Origin of the sequence: Limnohabitans sp. Rim8, from assembly GCF_945901735.1 — a bacterium.
Lineage (GTDB): Bacteria > Pseudomonadota > Gammaproteobacteria > Burkholderiales > Burkholderiaceae_C > Limnohabitans_A.
Genome location: NZ_CAMDLM010000048.1, coordinates 1 through 17,008, shown reverse-complemented (window position 1 = coordinate 17,008; position 17,008 = coordinate 1). Strand labels below are relative to the sequence as shown.

The following is a 17,008-nucleotide window of genomic DNA, read 5'->3' as shown; positions in this document are numbered from 1 at the left end:
AAAAAATCACCTCCCAAGCAGTGCACCTGAGCAAATGCAGTCTGCGCCAAGAGTGCGAAGTCAAAGTCATGTACTTCGAGGTCAGTTAATGAGCCCCATGAGCCCCCCACTGCCCAACCCTGTGCTGACGACAGATCCCCCGCTCAGTGCGGGTTTGCCGGCCGGTACCTCCAAAACCCCGGCCAAAATCAGCCGCCTGGAAGATCTGGGCACTTTCAAGGGCGTGATCCCCAACACCGTCAACATCACATTGCAAAAATCAGTGTGTGTGCTCGACTTGGGTTGCGCCGAAGTGGGCGTGCTCTGCACCAGTACCTTCTACGGCTCCAGCAACTACCTGAGCTTGCTCAGCACGCTCAAAGGTCCGCGGTTTTTATGCACCCCCGTGCGGGAATGGATCACCAGCGAAGCGCTGCTGCAAGACATTCGCAACCAGCACGACAAACGCGCGTTGTTCCACGACGCGGTGGTCTTGAACGAAGACAACAAATTCATCGTCGCCTACGACGATCTGGTCAGCACCGCCATCCAGTTGGAAGCATCGGACATCCATTTCGAAATCGCGAACACCAAGACCACCCCGATCAAGCTGCGCATTTTTGGACGGCTGCGCGAATGGAAATGGCTGCCCACTGAACTGGTCAAGGGCGCCCTGTCCTCGGCGTACTCCAAGCGCACCAAAAGTGGCACCAACTCGGCTGGGGCGCTGTCGTTTGAACGGCCCATGAACACGATCACCGAGCAAGTGGTCAACTACAAAACCTACAACGGGCGCTTCAACGGCTACCCCCTGGTCAACGGGTACGACGTGGTCATGCGCTTGCTCGAAAGCGACCCCAAAAGCACCATCCCCAGCATCGAGAGCTTGGGCTACTCGCCCTACCACGTCGAGGCCCAAATCCTGCCCGCCATCCGCCGCAATGCCGGCATGATGGTCATTGCCGGCTCCACCGGCTCGGGCAAGTCCACGGCGCTGCGCTCCTTCATTTACGCCCTGCCAGAGCGAGAGCAGCTGAAAATTTTTGGCGTCGAAGATCCGGTCGAATACCTCAACCCCTTCATGCGCCAAATCTCGGTGCAGCGTAACTCCGACGACCCCGACGCGGTGGTCAAAATGAAGTTCTTATCGGCCCTGCGCAGCGTCTTGCGCATGGACCCCGATGTGCTCATGCTGGGCGAAATTCGCGATCACGACTCCGCCTCCCTTGCCTCGGAATTCAACCGCACCGGCCACCGCGTGTTCACCACCGTGCACGGCGACGGCTGCGTTGACGTGTTGGCGCGTTTGACAGGTGAAGAAATCGGCCTGCACCCCTCCACGCTGGCGGCCAAAAAATACCTCTCGGCGGTCATGTACCAAAAGCTTTTGCCCAAGCTGTGTCCGCACTGCAAATTGCCCGCCACCGCGCACCTGCCTGAACGCACACAACAACTGCTGCGCCATAAATTTGCAGTCGACCCGGGCACCATGTTTGTCGCCAATGAACAAGGCTGCCCACACTGCAAAGTCGAGTCAGTGGGGCTGGCCGGCACCAAAGGCCTGACGGTGGTGGCCGAAATCCTGACCCCCAACGAAGCCATCTTGCACGCCATCCGTGAGCGCGACTGGATGCAGGTCGAACACCTGTGGCGCTCGCAGCGCCAGCACGGCTTTGACTCCAGCGTCATGGCAGGCAAAACAGCCTACGAGCACGCGCTGTACAAAGCCTGCGCCGGACTGGTCGACCCCAACGACATCGAAGCCGATTTTGAAGCCTTCGACACCTACCTTTTGCATGCCATCGAGCCCCCCGCCGCTGTGCGCCGTTTGGCCACGGTCCCCACTTCATCGCCACATTGATCACCATGCTCCATCAGCTGTCTATTTTTCTGGCCAAAAACGCCTTCATGAGCGAGCGAGGTGAAATTTACACGCTGCTCGAAGCCAACTTTGCCGAAACCGGCTCGCGCAGAGTCTCCACCATCCGTGAGCTGTTCAGCGCCTGGGCCAGCCGCGAAGCTTCACGCAACAACGAAATTCACTTGGCGCACCGCGCCATTGTCAAGCGGCTGGACAACGGCATGGCTTTCGCCGTGGCCATTGCCCCCTTCATCCCCCAAGAAGAAGCGTTGATTCTTGAAGCCGCAGAAGCCTCCGGCCATCTGACGCAAGGCCTGCGCTCGGTCAATGCACAGCGCAACGCCAGCGCCGAGATCAATGGCTTGGTGCTGGCCGCCATCGCCGAGCCGGCCATGAGCCTGGCAGCCATCTGCTTGACCGGTTGGTTCTGCGGCAACTCGCTGTGGCCCGAGTTGCTCAAAGTTGTGACCGAAAAATACTGGCCTGCCTGGACCTTGCCGCTGATCCATTTTGAAATTGCCCTGGCCCAGCACTGGCAGGTGATGGGCTCTATTTTTGTGTTTATCTTTCTCTACCTCTGGTCCATCCCGCGCTGGACAGGTCGGGTGCGCAGCGTGTTTGACCGGGTGCCGCCTTGGTCTATTTACCGCGACCGGCAGTCAGCGGTTTTTTTGGGCGTGTTGGGCGGTTTGCTGGCTGCGGGGATGGAGCTGGACGCCGCCTTGGCACGGATGCAACATTGCGGCTCACCCTGGCTCAATTGGCACATCATGAACATGCGCCAAAAACTGGCGGTGGTCGGCGCCAACCCTTTGACCGCCATGAACACCGGCCTGTTTTCTTACAAAATTTTGGACCTCATCGAAGACGCCGCGCGCAACAAAAGCTTTGACTCGGCCCTGTCGCACTTGGGCACCGACGCCATGCCCCTGATCGTGCAACGCGTCAAGTCGATGACCATCGTGACTGGCACCGTGTTTTCTATTTTGACCGGCATGGTTTTTATGTACCAAATGGCGGTGCAACAAAGCGGCGTGAACGAAGCGACCAGTCGCTACATGCAAAGCCAGTCGCGTTAACCCCCCTCATCACCCCCCCATCACCCCTCACCCTAGCCCTGACCCAAGGAGAACTGCAATGCCTTAAACCCATCTTGAACCCCCCACTTTTTTTTTCAATCGCCATTCACTTCTTAGGGACTACATCATGAGAAACTTTTCTTCACCTGCTTTCTTCCCACGGCGCCAGACGGTGCGCCAACAAGCCCAGCGCGGCATCACCACCGTGCAAGTGGCTATCGGTATTTTGGTCTCCGTCATCGCGCTGGTCGGCTCCTTCGCTGGCTTTCAATACGTCCAGCAAGCCAAGGTCAATACCGATGTCGCGGCCATGGCCGATATCAAGACGGCCACCATGCGCTATGGCAGTGTCCTGGGCACAAACGGGTTCACAGCTAACAACTCGTCCCTCACCCAACTGATCAGCATGGGCTTTTTTGGCTCCTCTGCGTTCAGCGTCACCAGCAACACCGCCGTGCTCAACCAATACCAGGGTGGGGTGAGCGTCGCTATTCCCAACGATCTCACTTCAAACTTTGACGGCCTCACATTCACATTTGCCGGCATGCCTCCCACCTCATGCCGCGACGTGGCCATGCGCATTGACAACCTTGCGACCACGATCAGAATCTTCAACGGCAATAGCGGTGGGACCACTTGGGTCAAACCCCTCAACGGGACCCTGGACGCCGCGTCGGTCATTGCCGGTTGCGGCCCTGCTAGCAACAACCAATTGATCGTGACCTTCACCCGCACTTAAAGTCATCTCGGCATCCGCACTGAGAAAAAAAAGTGAGCCACGGTTCACTGCCCAACGCCATTCACTACTCAAGGACTTCATCATGAAAAATTTCGCTTCACCTGCTTTCTGCCCACGGCGCCAGACGGTGCGCCAACAAGCCCAGCGCGGCATCACCACCGTGCAAGTGGCTATTGGTATTTTGGTCTCCGTCATCGCGCTGGTCGGCTCCTTTGCTGGCTTTCAATACGTCCAGCAAGCCAAGGTCAATACCGATGTGGCGGCCCTGGCCGATCTCAAGGCGGCCACCATGCGCTATGGCAGTGTCCTGGGCACAAACGGGTTCACAACTGGCAACTCGTCCCTCGCCCAACTGATCAGCATGGGCTTTTTTGGCTCCTCTGCGTTCAGCGTCAGCAACGGCAGCATCCCGGTGCTCAACCAATACCAGGGTCAGGTGAGCGTCGCTCTTCCCACCGAGATCACTTCAAACGACGGCCTCACATTCTCATTTTTTGGCATGCCTGCCACCTCATGCCGCGACGTGGCCATGCGCATTGACAACCTTGCGGTCGCGATCCAGGGCGGTGGCAACCATAGCGTGACGCATAACATCAAAGGAGTCGGCGGGACCATGGACCCCGCATCGGTCATTGCCGCTTGCTCCGGTACCGGTAGCACCAACATGCTGCGGGTGACCTTTACCCGCACTTAAAGCCATGTTGCCATACCTCCTGTCCATGCCCCATGGGGCGTCATTTTTGTCGTGCACCGGCTTGCAGTGTGCGGGCCGATTCGCCACGGCAACACGCTCAAGGGGCGTTGTGCACCAGCGGGTCGGCGCCGGTGTGCGGCTGCATAGCCCCCACGGGCGCAGGCGCCAGGGCGGTGCTGGGCCGTGTTTGCATTTGCAACGCCTGCCAGACTTTGGCCACGTATTTTTCGCGAAGTGCCTCACGCGCCGGCGAGCCGCCGGCGTTGTAGGCGCCAACCGCGCGCCAGGTGGGGCCGTGCACCCCAATGGCCTGGGCCAGCACCCAGGCCCCCACTTGCACGTTGAGACACGGCTCCATGAGGGCCTGGGGGGTGATGTGGTAGCGGGCCAGTACAGGGAAATGGCGCGAGTTGATTTGCATCAGCCCCACATCCACGCTGCCGTCGGTGTTGGTGTTACGGGCTTGCGGCTGGTTGTTGCTTTCCACCTTGGAAATGGCGCGCAACAGCGCTTCGTTGACGCCATAGTCTTGTGCGGCCTGGGCAAAACAAAAAGCCTGCGCCGGCCTGGTCGCCACCAGTGCCCACGCCAAGCCGAGCCCGCACAGCACGCCTGCGCGCAACAAGCAGCGGCCCCCCGTGCAGGCACTACAGACTCGACTCAGATAAGAACTCAAAAACCGCAAATGGCGCACCCCCGATGCAGGCCATTGTACGGATGCGCCGCTGCGCTGTCCCTCACTTGATTTGGAGAACTTGAAAATGCTTTTGAACGACCAATTTCCCCCACTTGACGAAGCCCCCGCCCGTTTCAACAGCCCGGCCACAGAGGGTCGACCTTGGTACAGATGGCTGCAGTTGTCCGCAGCCGTAGTGGCCGGGGTGGTGTTAACGGTGAGCAGCCTGCTGGTGCTCGACGCATTGGGGGTGCTGCACGTCATGGGCAGCGCACCGCCGCGTCAGCCACCGAGCGCGGTGCGCCAGACTGCCGCTGTTGAAGGTTCTGTGGCCCCCGCAGCACCTGCCGCACCAGTCTCACAAGCCTCACCAGCACCTGTGCTTGCTGCGCCTACGGCCACGTCCGTCACCCCAGCCGCGCCGGGCCCCGAGGCAGAGCTACAGAGTGCGCAGGCAAATCCAGTGGCACCAGCCACGGCGGCGGCACCGGGGTTTGCACCGGCGGCGGTTTTGCCCCACGCCAACGCCAACGCCAACGCCAACACCGAGCGCCTGCCTGCGAGCGATCGGCAGCAGTTGGAGAATTTGGTCGCCAGCGTCGACGCTCTGATTGCCAAAGTGGCCGAGCTGGAGAAAAAGACTTTGAAAAATGCCAAGGCCTGGGGCGCCGAGGCGGCCATGTTGAAAGCATTGGCAGCGAACAAAGCGGGGGAAAAGGAGGGTGAAAAGGAGGGTGACAAAGCAGCCGCTAAAACGGCTCGTCGCGAAGAATTGTCTTTGCCCGTTTATGCGATTTCGCCCAGCGGCGTGCTGGTCTCAGACAAAGGCAAGCCCCGTTTGGTGCCACCGGGTGACAAATTACCGGGCGGCATGACGTTTTTGAATTTTGACCCCGTCACGCGCCGCATGACAACCGATCAGGGCGAGTACGTCATACCGGCCTTAACGCCATAACCGCAATTTCCAGGGCAAGACCATGTCACCCATCACCATCGGCGTTTCGATCATGGTGGTCATGATGATCACCATCAGCTCGGCCATGCTCGCGCTGCAAGACTTTGGTACCGCTCGGGCCAAAGCCACGGCCAAAGCCCTGCAAACCGTGAGCGATGCCTTGAGCAAATATGTGATCAACAACAGCACTGCCCTGATCAATGGCAGCGCCATCATGGCCGGGGCTAACAAAGTGGCCAACACCAAGGCCCCCACCGCGGCAGAGTTGAAAGCCTTGGGACTTTTATCGGCGGATTTTGCAAACACTTCAAGCTTCGGCGGGGCGTACCTGACGCAGATCTCTTTCCCCGCTACCTGCACGGCTACCAGCACCATTTGTCCTTTCACAGAGTTGACTTATTTGCAACATCAATTCTTGAAAAACGGCAAGACCGATCTCCAATTTTTAGGCGATGCCGTCGCCTCCAGTCCATCACAAAACTTCGGTTTTTCGACTCTAAGTGCCCCGGCGCTCATTCAAGGCCCAGGCTGGTCTGTGAGCAGCCCACAACCCGAATTAGGAGGCCTGTTAGCAGCTTACAATTTTTTCGCGCACGGCAGTGGTTTAAGTACTTCTCAGTTTTGGAAGTCGCCTGTGACTGCGCTGAACAGCTTGCCGACAGAGGGCAACACCCATGGCGATGTGCGGCATGTGACCAATATGAATACCGCTTATTTCTGGAACGGCACCGCATGGATCTCCTTGAACAGCACCAGCGACAACACGGTGAGTTTGGGTACCAATGCCGGTGCAGGGGGGATTCAAAATACCCATATTGGTGTCAACGCAGGTCTTGGAAGCGACACGGGTGCTTCTGCCACGGGGAACACCCAGGTCGGTTACAGCGCCGGCATGTTAACCAAAGGTGGTTTCAATACCACCATAGGCGCCTCATCAGGCAGCAGTGCATCAAGTTCGGTGGCCAACTCGTTCAACACGATCGTTGGCAACTCCAGCGCAAACCAGTTAAATGGTTCTTCTAATTTGACGATTCTCGGCTCTAACGTGACCGTCACTGCAGGTGTCACTAATTCCATTGCCATAGGCAACGGCATCAACGTCAACGCCTCCAATACGGCCTACTTCGGTCCCACCACAGGCGCAAATGCCATCACCAGTGTGGTCACTTCCGCCACCTTGGCAACTACGTCTGACGCGCGCTTGAAATCCAACATCAAGCCCAGCCAGTACGGCTTGTCTTTCATTGACAACTTGCGCCCTGTGGACTACACCTTGATCCGCGACGGTCGTCAGCAAACCGGCTTCATTGCGCAAGAGGTGGAAAAAGTGGCGCCGGGCTTTCCAGGCGTCATTCAACCCGCCTATGCCAATGGCCATTACGCACTGACATACACCTCGTTCATCCCCGCCTTGGTGTTGTCGATCCAAGAGCTGGACAGCCAATTGGCCGCTGCGCAATCACAGCGCGGGGCATCGAGCCCTTTGATCCGTGCAGTAGAGGTGAGTGCCTTTTTGGTCTTGCTTTGTATGCTGCTTGTGACGGGGCTGACCTACCAGAAATACAAACAGCTTGCGCCCCGATGATGTGGGCGTTCATAGCTTGCATCAGCCCCTTCGCCCCAGTCCCATGGTGGCATCATTTGATGACGATGAACTGATACCAACATGCTCCGACTCGCTATTTATGTTCTGGTCGCTACCCTGGCGATTTTGAATGCGCAATGGACGCGCATCAGCGCCAACAAAGACATAAAGGGGGCGCAAGTGGCCATCGCCATGCGTGAGGTGTTGTATGGCTTATCACTGTACAGCCTGACCTATTGGAATAATTTGACAGCCGCCACACCCATGGCCATCAGCTACAAAAATCCCGTGACGAACGCTCAGGTGAACGTTCTCAATTTGCTCTCGCCCACGGCTGACGAATTGATGATGCTTGGCTTGCTGGCCTTGCCCAGCGCCACGGCAAGCACCTATCCCGGTCTGCCCTGGGGTGGTGTAGGGAGTTACACCACTGCCATTGCCATCACGCCTACAGGCTGTACCGGCAATGCCTGCAGCATCGATTTGGATGTGTACTGGACGCAGCCCGTGGCCTTGCACAATGGCAAGTTCGACGCCCTGTTGACCAGCCTTGTGGTGAACGACAGTTACATCTCTATGGGCTACACCTACCCGGATAACCCCGCCCTTTTCAAAAGCAGTAATAGCACATGGTCGCATGCCGTCCCCGCCACATTGACGGCGCAAGCCGGCTTGGCCATGCTCCATACCAGTGATGCCAAACAATTTTTAGCCGCCCGGTATCCCATCAGTGATCACCCCAGGTGGAAGCCGCCCCAGGCCAATGCCGCCGACTTATCGACACCGCTGAACGTCAGTCAAATCAGCGACATTGGGCTGGTCACACTCTCTGGTGCGCTCTACTTTTGGACAGGCTCAGCTTGGAGTCCACTCAATACCAGCGACAACAACGCTGTGTATTTGGGACAACGTACAGGTAACACCGGCAGCTTCAGCGTGTATATCGGCGATAACAGCGGCCGCAATTTTTATACGCAAAAATGACATGACCGCTAAATTAAAGGGATCGGTTTATGTCGCGCTGTTATGGGCCTGGGCCTGTATGCCTGTGCAAGCGCAAACAAGTTCAAGTTTTGGTGCGCCCCCAAAGGGGGTCGATGGCGCTCGTGGGCTGACAGTTTTGGATCTGTCGAACCCGGAGCCGGGTTTTTACAACACTTTTGTGGGTGAAAGTGCAGGTTGGCAGAATCAGGGGAGTGCGAATATTTTCATTGGGCGTTCTGCCGGTGGAACAAACGTTATAGGCTCGAACCATATTTTTATGGGTGGTACTTCAGGTACGCCATCAGGCTCCAATGCTATTTGTGTCGGCTTTTTTGCTGGTGACACCTCAGGTACAAGTTCCTTAGACGGTGCGATCAGCCTGGGGCATCGCAGCAGTGCTGCGGGCAACACAATCACCTTGGGTAAAAACCCCGATTTAAAAAATTTCTTCGTCGGCTCTGTCGCAGCCTGGCCCACCCCGTCAGACCGGGCTTTGAAGACGAACATCTCGGACAGTGCGCGCGGCCTGTCTTTTATCCGGCAACTCAAGCCGGTGCAGTACCAATTCAAAGGCAGTGCAGACCCCCGGGTCGGCTTCATTGCCCAAGAGGTGGAACAAGCTGATCCCCAGTTTCCGAGCCTGGTTAAACCGCAGCATGCAGAAGATTTTTATGCGCTGCAATACGACAGCTTCATCCCCTCGCTCGTCAAGTCTGTGCAAGAGCTGCACGGCCAGATTCAAACATTCAACGCCCTGCCTGCCAGGGCCAGCGGTCTTGGCCCTTTGAAATGGACAGCGATATTGGGCGCTCTGACTTTGGCCTGCCTGTGCGCGTGCCTGTACATGCACATGAAAATCCGCGCGTGGACTGCCTTGCCTGAGCGCGGTTGAATCCCGTGGTGCTGTCTGATTAGAGCGTGGGGTAACGGGTTGCCGCTAAGGCCAAGGCATTGGCCAAGCTGAGTTTGCCGCGCCCATAAATCGGACTGACACCCGTAAAGTCACCCACACCGTCGTTGTCTATGTCTTTGCTGGCAGAGTCCAAGATCAGGTCACAAATTTGGCTGGAGGTGAGGCTTGGGTATTTTTGCCGCAGCAAGGCCGCCACGCCCGCGACGCGGGGCGCCGCAAACGAAGTGCCTTGTGCATTGCTGCCGTTGGCGTTGGGGTAAAACCCCGATTCGCCAGAGGCCCAGATAAAGCGGTTCATCAGGCTGCCGGGTCGGGTTGAATAGTCGGCAATTTTGCCGCCTGCCGTCAACGCGCCCACCACAATCGTCGAGGTGGCGGTGGGCACTTGATTGACCAAAGCGGCCGCTACCACATTACAGCCTGCTAAATTATCTTGGTTGCAGGCCAGTCCACTGTTGCCCGCTGCCACCGTGATAACGGCATTGACCGAGGTGGAGATGGGTAACTTTTCGGTCGCCTCAGCGATGACGTCTGCAAGACTGTCGCCGGTCGAAGCTTTAATGTCAGCACCTAGACTGAGGTTGATCACGCCAACGGTCTTGTCAGTCAGCGCATTGACCAAATGCCCGTGGACGTTGACGACAGCCTCTGTTCCACCGTCGGTACCCAGTACGACCGGGTCGCGGAGAATCTTGGCGCCCGATGCAACGCCAGGCACCGCGTTGGTGTTCAACTGCGCGAGCAGGGTGGAACTGGGCGCCCCGGCGTAAAAAGTAGAAGCACACGCGGGATTGTTTGAAACACTGGCCACTTGCAAATTCACACTTTTGGCGCTCCATGGCGTCGAGCTGGCGCCTGCAATATTGGCGACCAGGTCGCCATGCGTCCACGTCGTGTCCCACTGGTACGTGAGGGTGCAGTTGATGAGGGTGGTGTTGGTGCCCCCTGCGCCCGAGCTGATTGATTTGCGGGTGATGGACGGGAACAGGATGCGGGTGGATTCAGCCGTGACAAAGTCGTCAATGATCGCGATGGTCACGCCTTTGCCGGTCACAGAGGCGTCCGCGCCGACATCGCTGAGGTGCGCACGTGCACCAAATTCAATGCCTTGCGAGACCGCACCGTAAATCATTGAAGCATTGCTCCCATGGACCACTTGGTCAAAGGCGAGGGTGGCGTTGGCGTTGGAGTTGGAGCCGTTACCGTTATCCAAACTGACCGTCGAAGAACCGCCACAAGCACTCAACAGCAGCAAGACGAGCCCACACAGGATCCACGATCGAGTTTTGAATGGGCTGGGCTTCATGGGGCATTTCCTCTGTGTGTGAGTACAACGTGGGCACCGGTCGATCAGGTGTGCTCGCGCGCATGTCACCGAGCTGGAATGTAAATTAAAAATTTATTTTCGTATATTTTATAATACTAAAAATATTTATTTTAGATAAAGAAACTTCTTTTCTACACATTTGGATGCGGCTTGGTTGACTATGTGTTTTTGCAAGGAGTCCCCATGCTGTCTGCCCTCACGTCTGCCGAAATTGCCCACTACCAGCAGCAGGGCCTTGTCATTCCTGCGTACCAGCTTGGACCGACCGTCTTGGCCAGAACTCAAGAGGCCTCAGACTGTGCCGCCGTTGATGGCGGCCCCTGTTGCGCCTGCCGCTGCGCCTCCTGTGGCACCAGACAAGATTTTTGCCTCAGCGATGCTGTACCCATTGAGAAGCGCCCAAGGTTGCATAGACCCAGCCGTAAAAACGCCACGCACACCACCACCGCAATCCTCAACAATTTCTTGAAACCGATATACCCACTCGGGTCCGCATACGCCAACGGGTTGTTCATCACATGCGCATACCGGTTGTCACTTTGCAGGTTGCCCGGTGCCTTGGCAAAGGTCATGCCAGCCGCTTGCAGGTAGTGGCGGTTTTCTGTGACGCCGTTGGCTTTGATCTCTTTTTCAAACAAGAGCGCGTTGTTCTGGCCGTGCAGGTACCAGGTGGTGCCGCCCATCATGTTGGTGGGGGCGTTCCCCGTCAGGGTGACGGTCTGTTTAACGCGTTGGTGTCGGGGCCGTAGACAAAGGCGAGTGTGCGGTCCGAGATGCTGGTGGTGGCGCTGTTGGTTTGGGCGCGGCAGGTGACGTGATGCAGCCTAGAGTAATTGGTATCTGACCCCGATTTATGACGCCATCGCCAAAATCGAAGCCGGTGCGGATGTGGTTCAGGTCTACAGCGGCCTCATCTACAAAGGGACAGCGCTGGTCACCGAAGTGGCCAGCGCTTTGCAGCAGATGAAACGTTGATCACAACGCAGCCTGCTTCGGTGTTCACGGCTGCTACGTTGTTCACGACTGTGTAGGGTGTTCCGCCAGATAGCGCCTCAATGCCTGGTTGATGCGCGTTTGCCAACCCTTCCCTTCGGCGCGAAAAGCCTCCAGGATCTCCTTGTCCAAACGGATGGCGACCTGCTCCTTGACGCCACTGCCTGCAGGCCTGCCGCGTTTGCGGGCCAACGCTAAGCGATGCGCCAATTCCTCTGGCGTCGCCGTACGCTCGTCCTCGTCTTGGCCGTCCCAAACATAAGGGGCCTCGCGCTCCTTGACCTTCAAAGCCGTTATCAGCTCTTCAAGGCTCATCGCATTCATTTTCGATCCAGACAAGGTAGGTCTCTCTTTCTTCGCGATTGGCACGGCGGAAGCTGATGATTCGACAAGACGCATCACGCGCCGTGTGTACCACCGGCAAAGCAGCCAAAAATCTCATCACATACGACGTGGACCATGTTCGCGGCTCTGTGCCGCGAACCACCGGGATGTCCAACCGATACCGGGAATCCAGAACAACACTTGCCAAGGCAAAGTCCAGACCGTGCTTGCGCAGGTTGATTTGCCTCTTGATTTCATCCCAACTCAGCTTGACATACATTGAATCAATGGAGATGCGAATAACTGAGCTGTTAAGACCAAAAAAGCTTGCAGGGTCCGCCGCAAAGTGATCTCAGCGACAGAGACACGTTCTTGCTCAGTCCTTAAAATACACGAGCTGGTGCGTGCTCGCCAGCAGTTGGCCTTCGGGGCTCCACAGCTCGCCGGTCTGGTCAAAATAGCCGTGGCGGTAGTTCAGCGCCTTGGCCACGCCCAGCACATGCCGCGTGCCCACTTGCGCCAGCAAGGCGCTGTCGGCGTGGAAATAGGTGGTGAGGGTCACCGTACCAATCATGGCCCGGCGGCGACGGCGGATGTAGATGCGCGGGAAAAAGCTGTCACTGATGGCGGCCAAGGAGGCAAAGTCCAGCGCCCGCGCAGGCTCGTCGCGCACCCACAGGGTCGAGCGCGAATGGGCTTGCTCCTGCTCGTCAAAGGCAGTGGGAAACGCGCCTTCAACAAAACGCATGTCGTAGCGCTGCGGCCAAGCGGGCATGCCTTTCACGGGCATGCGCGGCACATCCTCAGGCGCAGGCACGTTGGCCGGCATCAGGGCCTCCACATCCGACCAAGTCTCGCGTCGCACCGCAAACACCGCCGTGGCGGTGGCCACCACGCCTTCTGTCTGGTGCGCCTCGATGATCCAGTGCTGGGTCGATCGGTTGGTTCGCACGGGCCGGGCCACAAAGCGGATCTCGCCATCGGCCACCGGGGCCGCAAAATTGACCGTCAGGGCGACGGGATCGCCCAGGCGCTCGGCGTGCAGCATGGCCGACTGCAGCAACTGTGCCGAAGTCGTGCCGCCAAAGGGCCCGACCATGTTGGCATAGGCCGGATGAGTCGCGCCGGTGAATTCGTGGGGCGCGCTGGCTTGGAGATCTATGGCTTCGTCAAAAGGGTGCATGCAGGTCATGATAGACGCGCCTGTTCACGCTGTGCTGTCTCTCAAGAGATAAACAAAACAGAGGTGCGCATTTTGAATTACTGGGGATGTTCAAGTGCCCTGCTTGAGGCACCTCGCACGCCTGCGGATTCGGCGGCAATAGGCCACGAAGCGGCTGGCGCGGCGCTGTAACCATCGCACCCAGAATGGCCCAACACCTCGCCACCTGCCCACCCTGGACGGCAAATGATGGATCAACAACAACAGCTCGGTGTAGAGCATCAGTTTGCCGATGAACACCATCGCGCAGATCGACTCGGGTGGCACCCCACTCAAGGCGAACAACGCGATAGCCGATCGCGGTGAGTCTGGAAAGACCGAAAAAAACACCATGCTGACCGGTCCCGAGTCTCGCAGCATGGCCAATACCTGTGGCCCTTGTGACCCCATCAGCTTGTGGCTCAACGATTCGGCAGATGCCGTCAGCGTGCCCATGCCCAAGGCCAACAAAAAGGCACTCAATGCAGATGCGGCTGCGAACAACAGCACAATGCGCAGGCCGTTTTGCGGTTGGAAAATGCACAAGGCCAGCACAAACATTTCTGCGGGCAACATGGGCAAAAACCCATCCAAAACCGAAAAAATGGCCAACAGAAAAATGGTTCTTGGCTCGGAGCCATGGCGCAAAAGCGCGGTTTCGACCCGTTGAAACAACCGCTGAAAAAATGAAGACGAAGGGTGCATGAAGGGCTAGCAGTGGGTCACGATGGCTCAGGCCAACCGAGCGCAGACCTCTTGAGCCATTGCCAGCGAGCTGGTCAAGCCCGGCGACTCGATGCCCAGCAGGTTCACCAGACCGGGCGCACCATGTTCGGCGGGGCCTTGGATCATGAAGTCGGCCGCTGCTTCGTGCGGGGCGTTGATCTTGGGGCGCATGCCCGCATAACCTGCCTGCAAAGCGCCATCGGCCAAACCCGGCCAATATTTGCGCACCTCGGCATAAAAGGCGTCTCCCCGGCGCGGGTCAACCTGCAGATCGGCGGGGTCTTCGACCCACTGCACGTCTGGACCGAACTTGGCCTGGCCGCCCAGATCGAGCGTGAGGTGCACGCCCAAACCGGCTTTTTCGGGCACCGGGTAAATCAGACGCGAAAACGGCGCTTTGCCCGAGAGCGTGAAGTAGTTGCCCTTGGCGTAGTGCGCTGACGGCAGCAGGCTTTTGTCCAGCCCGTCCATGCCCCGCGCGATGGCCACGGCGCTCAGCCCCGCCGCGTTGACCAGCACCTTGCACGCCAACTCGGTGCCGTCTTGCGTACACACCCGAATCGGGTGGCTGGCCGTGCCTTGCCGCACGGCAATGCGCTGCACAGGCGAGACCAGCGCCAACAGACCGCCAGCGTTTTCCATGTCGCCTTGCAAGGCGAGCATGAAGCCGTGGCTGTCAATCACCCCGGTGCTGGGTGAAAGCAGCGCTGCCTCGCAAGCCAGCGCAGGCTCCAGCGCCCGGGCCTGGCCAGCCGTGAGTTTTTGCAAATCGTGCACACCGTTGGCGGTGGCTTTGGCCATGATGCCGTCCAGCGCCAGCACTTGCTCAAGGCTAGTGGCCACGATGAGCTTGCCCAGCTGCCGGTGCGTCACGCCGCGCTCGGCGCAATAAGCGTAAAGCATCTGTTTGCCCTGAACACACAGCCGCGCCTTGAGCGAGCCAGCCGGGTAATAAATGCCTGCGTGAATGACCTCGCTGTTGCGCGAGCTGGTACCCGTGCCGATGGCGTTTTCCGATTCGAGCACCAGCACCTCGCGGCCCGAGAGCGCCAGCGCCCGCCCCACAGCCAGGCCGACCACGCCGGCCCCGATCACGACAGCTTCAATTTGTTCCATGGGCAGCATTTTGGCTCAGACTGCGGTGATTTGAGGGCGCGCCAGCCCCACCCCGCTGACACCCGCAAGACAGACAGGGGCCAAGCACCCGGGCAGACTGCCATGCATCCAACAAGGAGTCCCATTCATGTCGCTGTTCAATCTTCAAGACAAAGTCGCCGTGGTCACTGGTTCCAGTCGGGGCATTGGCCGGTCCATTGCGCACCACCTGGCCAAGGCGGGTGCCAAGGTGGTCGTGTCCAGCCGCAAACAAGACGCTTGCGAAGTGGTGGTCAAAGAGATTCAGGCTGCAGGTGGCCAAGCCATGGCCATTGCGGCCAGCATCTCCAACAAGGAGCAGTTGCAAAACCTGATTGCGCAGACCCGCCAGACCTGGGGGGTTATCGACATTTTGGTGTGCAATGCGGCCACCAACCCCTATTACGGTCCAGCCACAGGCATGAGCGACGAGGTGTTTGACAAGGTCATGCGCAACAACGTTTTGTCGAATGCCTGGTTGTGCAACCTGGTCTACCCCGACATGAAGGCCCAAAAAGACGGCGCCATCGTGATCGTGTCGTCCATTGGCGGGCTGCACGGCTCCTCGGTCATTGGGGCCTACAACCTGTCCAAGGCGGCCGACATGCAGCTGGCGCGCAACCTGGCGGTGGAATGGGGCCCGGACAACATCCGTGTGAACTGCATCGCCCCGGGCCTGATCAAGACCGACTTTGCCAAGGCACTGCACGAAGACCCGGTGCTGAGCGCCAAATACAACAGCCAAGCGCCTTTGCGCCGCATGGGTGAGGCGGATGACATTGGCGGCATCGCGGTGTTTTTGGCGAGCCCTGCAGCCAACTATGTGACGGGCCAGACCGTGGTGGCCGATGGCGGGATGATGATTCGCTGAGGTGCTTGTTTGTGCGAGGTCCGCTGAGAACGGGGTGGGGCCGGGCGCCTCATGCTGGGGTACCAGAAATCGGCGCCCGGCCCCACCCCGTTCTCAGCTCCATGGTTGATCGCAAGACAGTTCAAGGGCCCCATTTACCTTCGGCCCCTCAAAGCACAAAGCCCGCATCAGCGGGCTTTGTGACTTGAAGCTTGAATCGATCAGCCGAAGTTCTTCTCGGCGAAAGACCAGTTCACCAAGTTGCTGAGGAAAGTCTCCACGAACTTGGGGCGCATGTTGCGGTAGTCGATGTAGTAGGCGTGTTCCCAGACGTCCACGGTCAACAAGGCGGTGTCGCCGGTGGTCAAGGGGGTGCCCGCAGCGCCCATGTTGACGATGTCGACCGAGCCGTCGGCTTTCTTCACAAGCCATGTCCAGCCAGAGCCGAAATTGCCCACGGCGCTCTTGACGAAGGCTTCTTTGAAAGCGGCGTAGCTGCCGAACTTGGCGTTGATGGCTGTGGCCAAAGCACCTGTGGGCTCGCCACCGCCGTTGGGCTTCATGCAGTTCCAGAAGAAGGTGTGGTTCCAGATCTGGGCCGAGTTGTTGTAAACACCACCACTGGACTTCTTGATGATGTCTTCGAGGGACATGCTCTCGAATTCAGTGCCTTTTTGCAGGTTGTTCAGGTTCACCACATAAGCATTGTGGTGCTTGCCGTGGTGAAACTCCAGGGTTTCCTGGCTGTAGTGAGGGGCCAAAGCGTCGATCGCGTAAGGCAGTGCGGGCAAAGTGTGTTCCATGAGGGGTCCTTGTGTTGATGCGAATTGAAAAACAACCCACGCATTTTAGGGGCAGCACGATCGCCCCTTGGGTATTCGGGACTCTGGAGAGTCTGGCAGCCGTGGTCATCTGAATCACATCGCCTTGGCGGGGTGGGGCCAGGGCGACGATTTTGGGTACCCCCGTATGAAGAGCCCTGGCCCCA

At 58.3% G+C, this 17,008-nt stretch carries 18 protein-coding genes and 1 pseudogene; 10 read left to right on the top strand and 9 right to left on the bottom strand.

The window, feature by feature from the left end; genetic code table 11:
• Nucleotides 1-97: 97 nt before the first annotated feature.
• From Q0O99_RS16540 to Q0O99_RS16525, 4 genes are all read left to right on the top strand, one after another.
• On the top strand, nt 98-1,840 hold the full coding sequence (locus tag Q0O99_RS16540; RefSeq protein ID WP_293753071.1) for an ATPase, T2SS/T4P/T4SS family: 1,743 nt from the start codon (nt 98-100) through the stop codon (nt 1,838-1,840).
• A 5-nt stretch (nt 1,841-1,845) separates the two neighbouring features.
• Nucleotides 1,846-2,919, top strand: a complete 1,074-nt coding sequence (locus Q0O99_RS16535) for a type II secretion system F family protein (protein ID WP_293753070.1) — start codon at nt 1,846-1,848, stop codon at nt 2,917-2,919.
• A 127-nt stretch (nt 2,920-3,046) separates the two neighbouring features.
• Complete coding sequence (locus tag Q0O99_RS16530; protein WP_293753069.1) at nt 3,047-3,658, top strand: type 4 pilus major pilin; 612 nt, start codon at nt 3,047-3,049, stop codon at nt 3,656-3,658.
• 82 nt (nt 3,659-3,740) lie between these two features.
• Entirely contained in the window at nt 3,741-4,352 is a 612-nt protein-coding gene (locus tag Q0O99_RS16525; protein ID WP_293753068.1) for a type 4 pilus major pilin, read from the top strand.
• Nucleotides 4,353-4,449: 97 nt separating this feature from the next.
• On the opposite strand, the gene Q0O99_RS16520 is transcribed toward Q0O99_RS16525, so the two are convergent.
• Nucleotides 4,450-4,929: a lytic transglycosylase domain-containing protein gene (locus Q0O99_RS16520; protein WP_293753067.1), complete on the bottom strand. Its 480-nt coding sequence runs from the start codon at nt 4,927-4,929 to the stop codon at nt 4,450-4,452.
• 184 nt (nt 4,930-5,113) lie between these two features.
• Here Q0O99_RS16520 and Q0O99_RS16515 point away from each other — a divergent pair, with 184 nt between their 5' ends.
• From Q0O99_RS16515 to Q0O99_RS16500, 4 genes are all read left to right on the top strand, one after another.
• A complete protein-coding gene (locus tag Q0O99_RS16515) occupies nt 5,114-5,983 on the top strand; it encodes a hypothetical protein (protein WP_293753066.1) in 870 nt (289 codons plus the stop codon).
• 148 nt (nt 5,984-6,131) lie between these two features.
• Entirely contained in the window at nt 6,132-7,568 is a 1,437-nt protein-coding gene (locus tag Q0O99_RS16510; protein ID WP_293753065.1) for a tail fiber domain-containing protein, read from the top strand.
• Nucleotides 7,569-7,649: 81 nt separating this feature from the next.
• Nucleotides 7,650-8,552 carry a hypothetical protein gene (locus tag Q0O99_RS16505; protein WP_293753064.1) on the top strand — a complete coding sequence of 301 codons (903 nt, stop codon included), beginning with the start codon at nt 7,650-7,652 and terminating at the stop codon, nt 8,550-8,552.
• 1 nt (nt 8,553) lies between these two features.
• Nucleotides 8,554-9,444 carry a tail fiber domain-containing protein gene (locus Q0O99_RS16500; protein ID WP_293753063.1) on the top strand — a complete coding sequence of 297 codons (891 nt, stop codon included), beginning with the start codon at nt 8,554-8,556 and terminating at the stop codon, nt 9,442-9,444.
• Nucleotides 9,445-9,463: 19 nt separating this feature from the next.
• Here the strand turns inward: Q0O99_RS16500 and Q0O99_RS16495 are convergent, their stop codons facing one another.
• Nucleotides 9,464-10,771 carry a S8 family serine peptidase gene (locus Q0O99_RS16495; protein ID WP_293753062.1) on the bottom strand — a complete coding sequence of 436 codons (1,308 nt, stop codon included), beginning with the start codon at nt 10,769-10,771 and terminating at the stop codon, nt 9,464-9,466.
• 302 nt (nt 10,772-11,073) lie between these two features.
• Complete coding sequence (locus Q0O99_RS16490; RefSeq protein WP_293753061.1) at nt 11,074-11,478, bottom strand: hypothetical protein; 405 nt, start codon at nt 11,476-11,478, stop codon at nt 11,074-11,076.
• A 169-nt stretch (nt 11,479-11,647) separates the two neighbouring features.
• Here Q0O99_RS16490 and Q0O99_RS16485 point away from each other — a divergent pair.
• Nucleotides 11,648-11,767 (top strand): annotated as a pseudogene (locus Q0O99_RS16485) (quinone-dependent dihydroorotate dehydrogenase); the annotation flags it as partial.
• Between the two features lie 42 nt (nt 11,768-11,809).
• Here Q0O99_RS16485 and Q0O99_RS16480 read toward each other — a convergent pair.
• From Q0O99_RS16480 to Q0O99_RS16460, 5 genes are all read right to left on the bottom strand, one after another.
• Complete coding sequence (locus tag Q0O99_RS16480; protein WP_367185256.1) at nt 11,810-12,184, bottom strand: BrnA antitoxin family protein; 375 nt, start codon at nt 12,182-12,184, stop codon at nt 11,810-11,812.
• Complete coding sequence (locus tag Q0O99_RS16475) at nt 12,090-12,389, bottom strand: BrnT family toxin (protein WP_293753060.1); 300 nt, start codon at nt 12,387-12,389, stop codon at nt 12,090-12,092. Before Q0O99_RS16475 ends, Q0O99_RS16480 begins: the two co-directional genes overlap by 95 nt.
• Before the next feature lie 96 nt (nt 12,390-12,485).
• Complete coding sequence (locus Q0O99_RS16470; protein ID WP_293753059.1) at nt 12,486-13,301, bottom strand: thioesterase family protein; 816 nt, start codon at nt 13,299-13,301, stop codon at nt 12,486-12,488.
• 81 nt (nt 13,302-13,382) lie between these two features.
• A complete protein-coding gene (locus Q0O99_RS16465) occupies nt 13,383-13,886 on the bottom strand; it encodes a hypothetical protein (RefSeq protein WP_293753058.1) in 504 nt (167 codons plus the stop codon).
• Between the two features lie 156 nt (nt 13,887-14,042).
• Entirely contained in the window at nt 14,043-15,152 is a 1,110-nt protein-coding gene (locus Q0O99_RS16460; protein WP_293753057.1) for an NAD(P)/FAD-dependent oxidoreductase, read from the bottom strand.
• 127 nt (nt 15,153-15,279) lie between these two features.
• On the opposite strand from Q0O99_RS16460, the gene Q0O99_RS16455 reads away from it, so the two are divergent.
• Nucleotides 15,280-16,041, top strand: coding sequence for an SDR family NAD(P)-dependent oxidoreductase (locus Q0O99_RS16455; RefSeq protein ID WP_293753056.1), 762 nt, complete (start codon nt 15,280-15,282; stop codon nt 16,039-16,041).
• A 200-nt stretch (nt 16,042-16,241) separates the two neighbouring features.
• Here the strand turns inward: Q0O99_RS16455 and Q0O99_RS16450 are convergent, their stop codons facing one another.
• Nucleotides 16,242-16,823, bottom strand: a complete 582-nt coding sequence (locus Q0O99_RS16450) for a Fe-Mn family superoxide dismutase (protein WP_293753055.1) — start codon at nt 16,821-16,823, stop codon at nt 16,242-16,244.
• Nucleotides 16,824-17,008: the final 185 nt, after the last annotated feature.

Excerpts from the sequence above, each read along its gene's own strand:
- Q0O99_RS16540 (WP_293753071.1), top strand. The coding sequence starts at position 98 with ATGAGCCCCCCACTGCCCAACCCTGTGCTGACGACAGATCCCCCGCTC.
- Q0O99_RS16535 (WP_293753070.1), top strand. The coding sequence starts at position 1,846 with ATGCTCCATCAGCTGTCTATTTTTCTGGCCAAAAACGCCTTCATGAGC.
- Q0O99_RS16530 (WP_293753069.1), top strand. The coding sequence starts at position 3,047 with ATGAGAAACTTTTCTTCACCTGCTTTCTTCCCACGGCGCCAGACGGTG.
- Q0O99_RS16525 (WP_293753068.1), top strand. The coding sequence starts at position 3,741 with ATGAAAAATTTCGCTTCACCTGCTTTCTGCCCACGGCGCCAGACGGTG.
- Q0O99_RS16515 (WP_293753066.1), top strand. The coding sequence starts at position 5,114 with ATGCTTTTGAACGACCAATTTCCCCCACTTGACGAAGCCCCCGCCCGT.
- Q0O99_RS16505 (WP_293753064.1), top strand. The coding sequence starts at position 7,650 with ATGCTCCGACTCGCTATTTATGTTCTGGTCGCTACCCTGGCGATTTTG.
- Q0O99_RS16500 (WP_293753063.1), top strand. The coding sequence starts at position 8,554 with ATGACCGCTAAATTAAAGGGATCGGTTTATGTCGCGCTGTTATGGGCC.
- Q0O99_RS16495 (WP_293753062.1), bottom strand. The coding sequence starts at position 10,771 with ATGAAGCCCAGCCCATTCAAAACTCGATCGTGGATCCTGTGTGGGCTC.
- Q0O99_RS16490 (WP_293753061.1), bottom strand. The coding sequence starts at position 11,478 with ATGATGGGCGGCACCACCTGGTACCTGCACGGCCAGAACAACGCGCTC.
- Q0O99_RS16480 (WP_367185256.1), bottom strand. The coding sequence starts at position 12,184 with ATGCGTCTTGTCGAATCATCAGCTTCCGCCGTGCCAATCGCGAAGAAA.
- Q0O99_RS16475 (WP_293753060.1), bottom strand. The coding sequence starts at position 12,389 with ATGTATGTCAAGCTGAGTTGGGATGAAATCAAGAGGCAAATCAACCTG.
- Q0O99_RS16470 (WP_293753059.1), bottom strand. The coding sequence starts at position 13,301 with ATGACCTGCATGCACCCTTTTGACGAAGCCATAGATCTCCAAGCCAGC.
- Q0O99_RS16465 (WP_293753058.1), bottom strand. The coding sequence starts at position 13,886 with ATGTTGCCCGCAGAAATGTTTGTGCTGGCCTTGTGCATTTTCCAACCG.
- Q0O99_RS16460 (WP_293753057.1), bottom strand. The coding sequence starts at position 15,152 with ATGGAACAAATTGAAGCTGTCGTGATCGGGGCCGGCGTGGTCGGCCTG.
- Q0O99_RS16455 (WP_293753056.1), top strand. The coding sequence starts at position 15,280 with ATGTCGCTGTTCAATCTTCAAGACAAAGTCGCCGTGGTCACTGGTTCC.
- Q0O99_RS16450 (WP_293753055.1), bottom strand. The coding sequence starts at position 16,823 with ATGGAACACACTTTGCCCGCACTGCCTTACGCGATCGACGCTTTGGCC.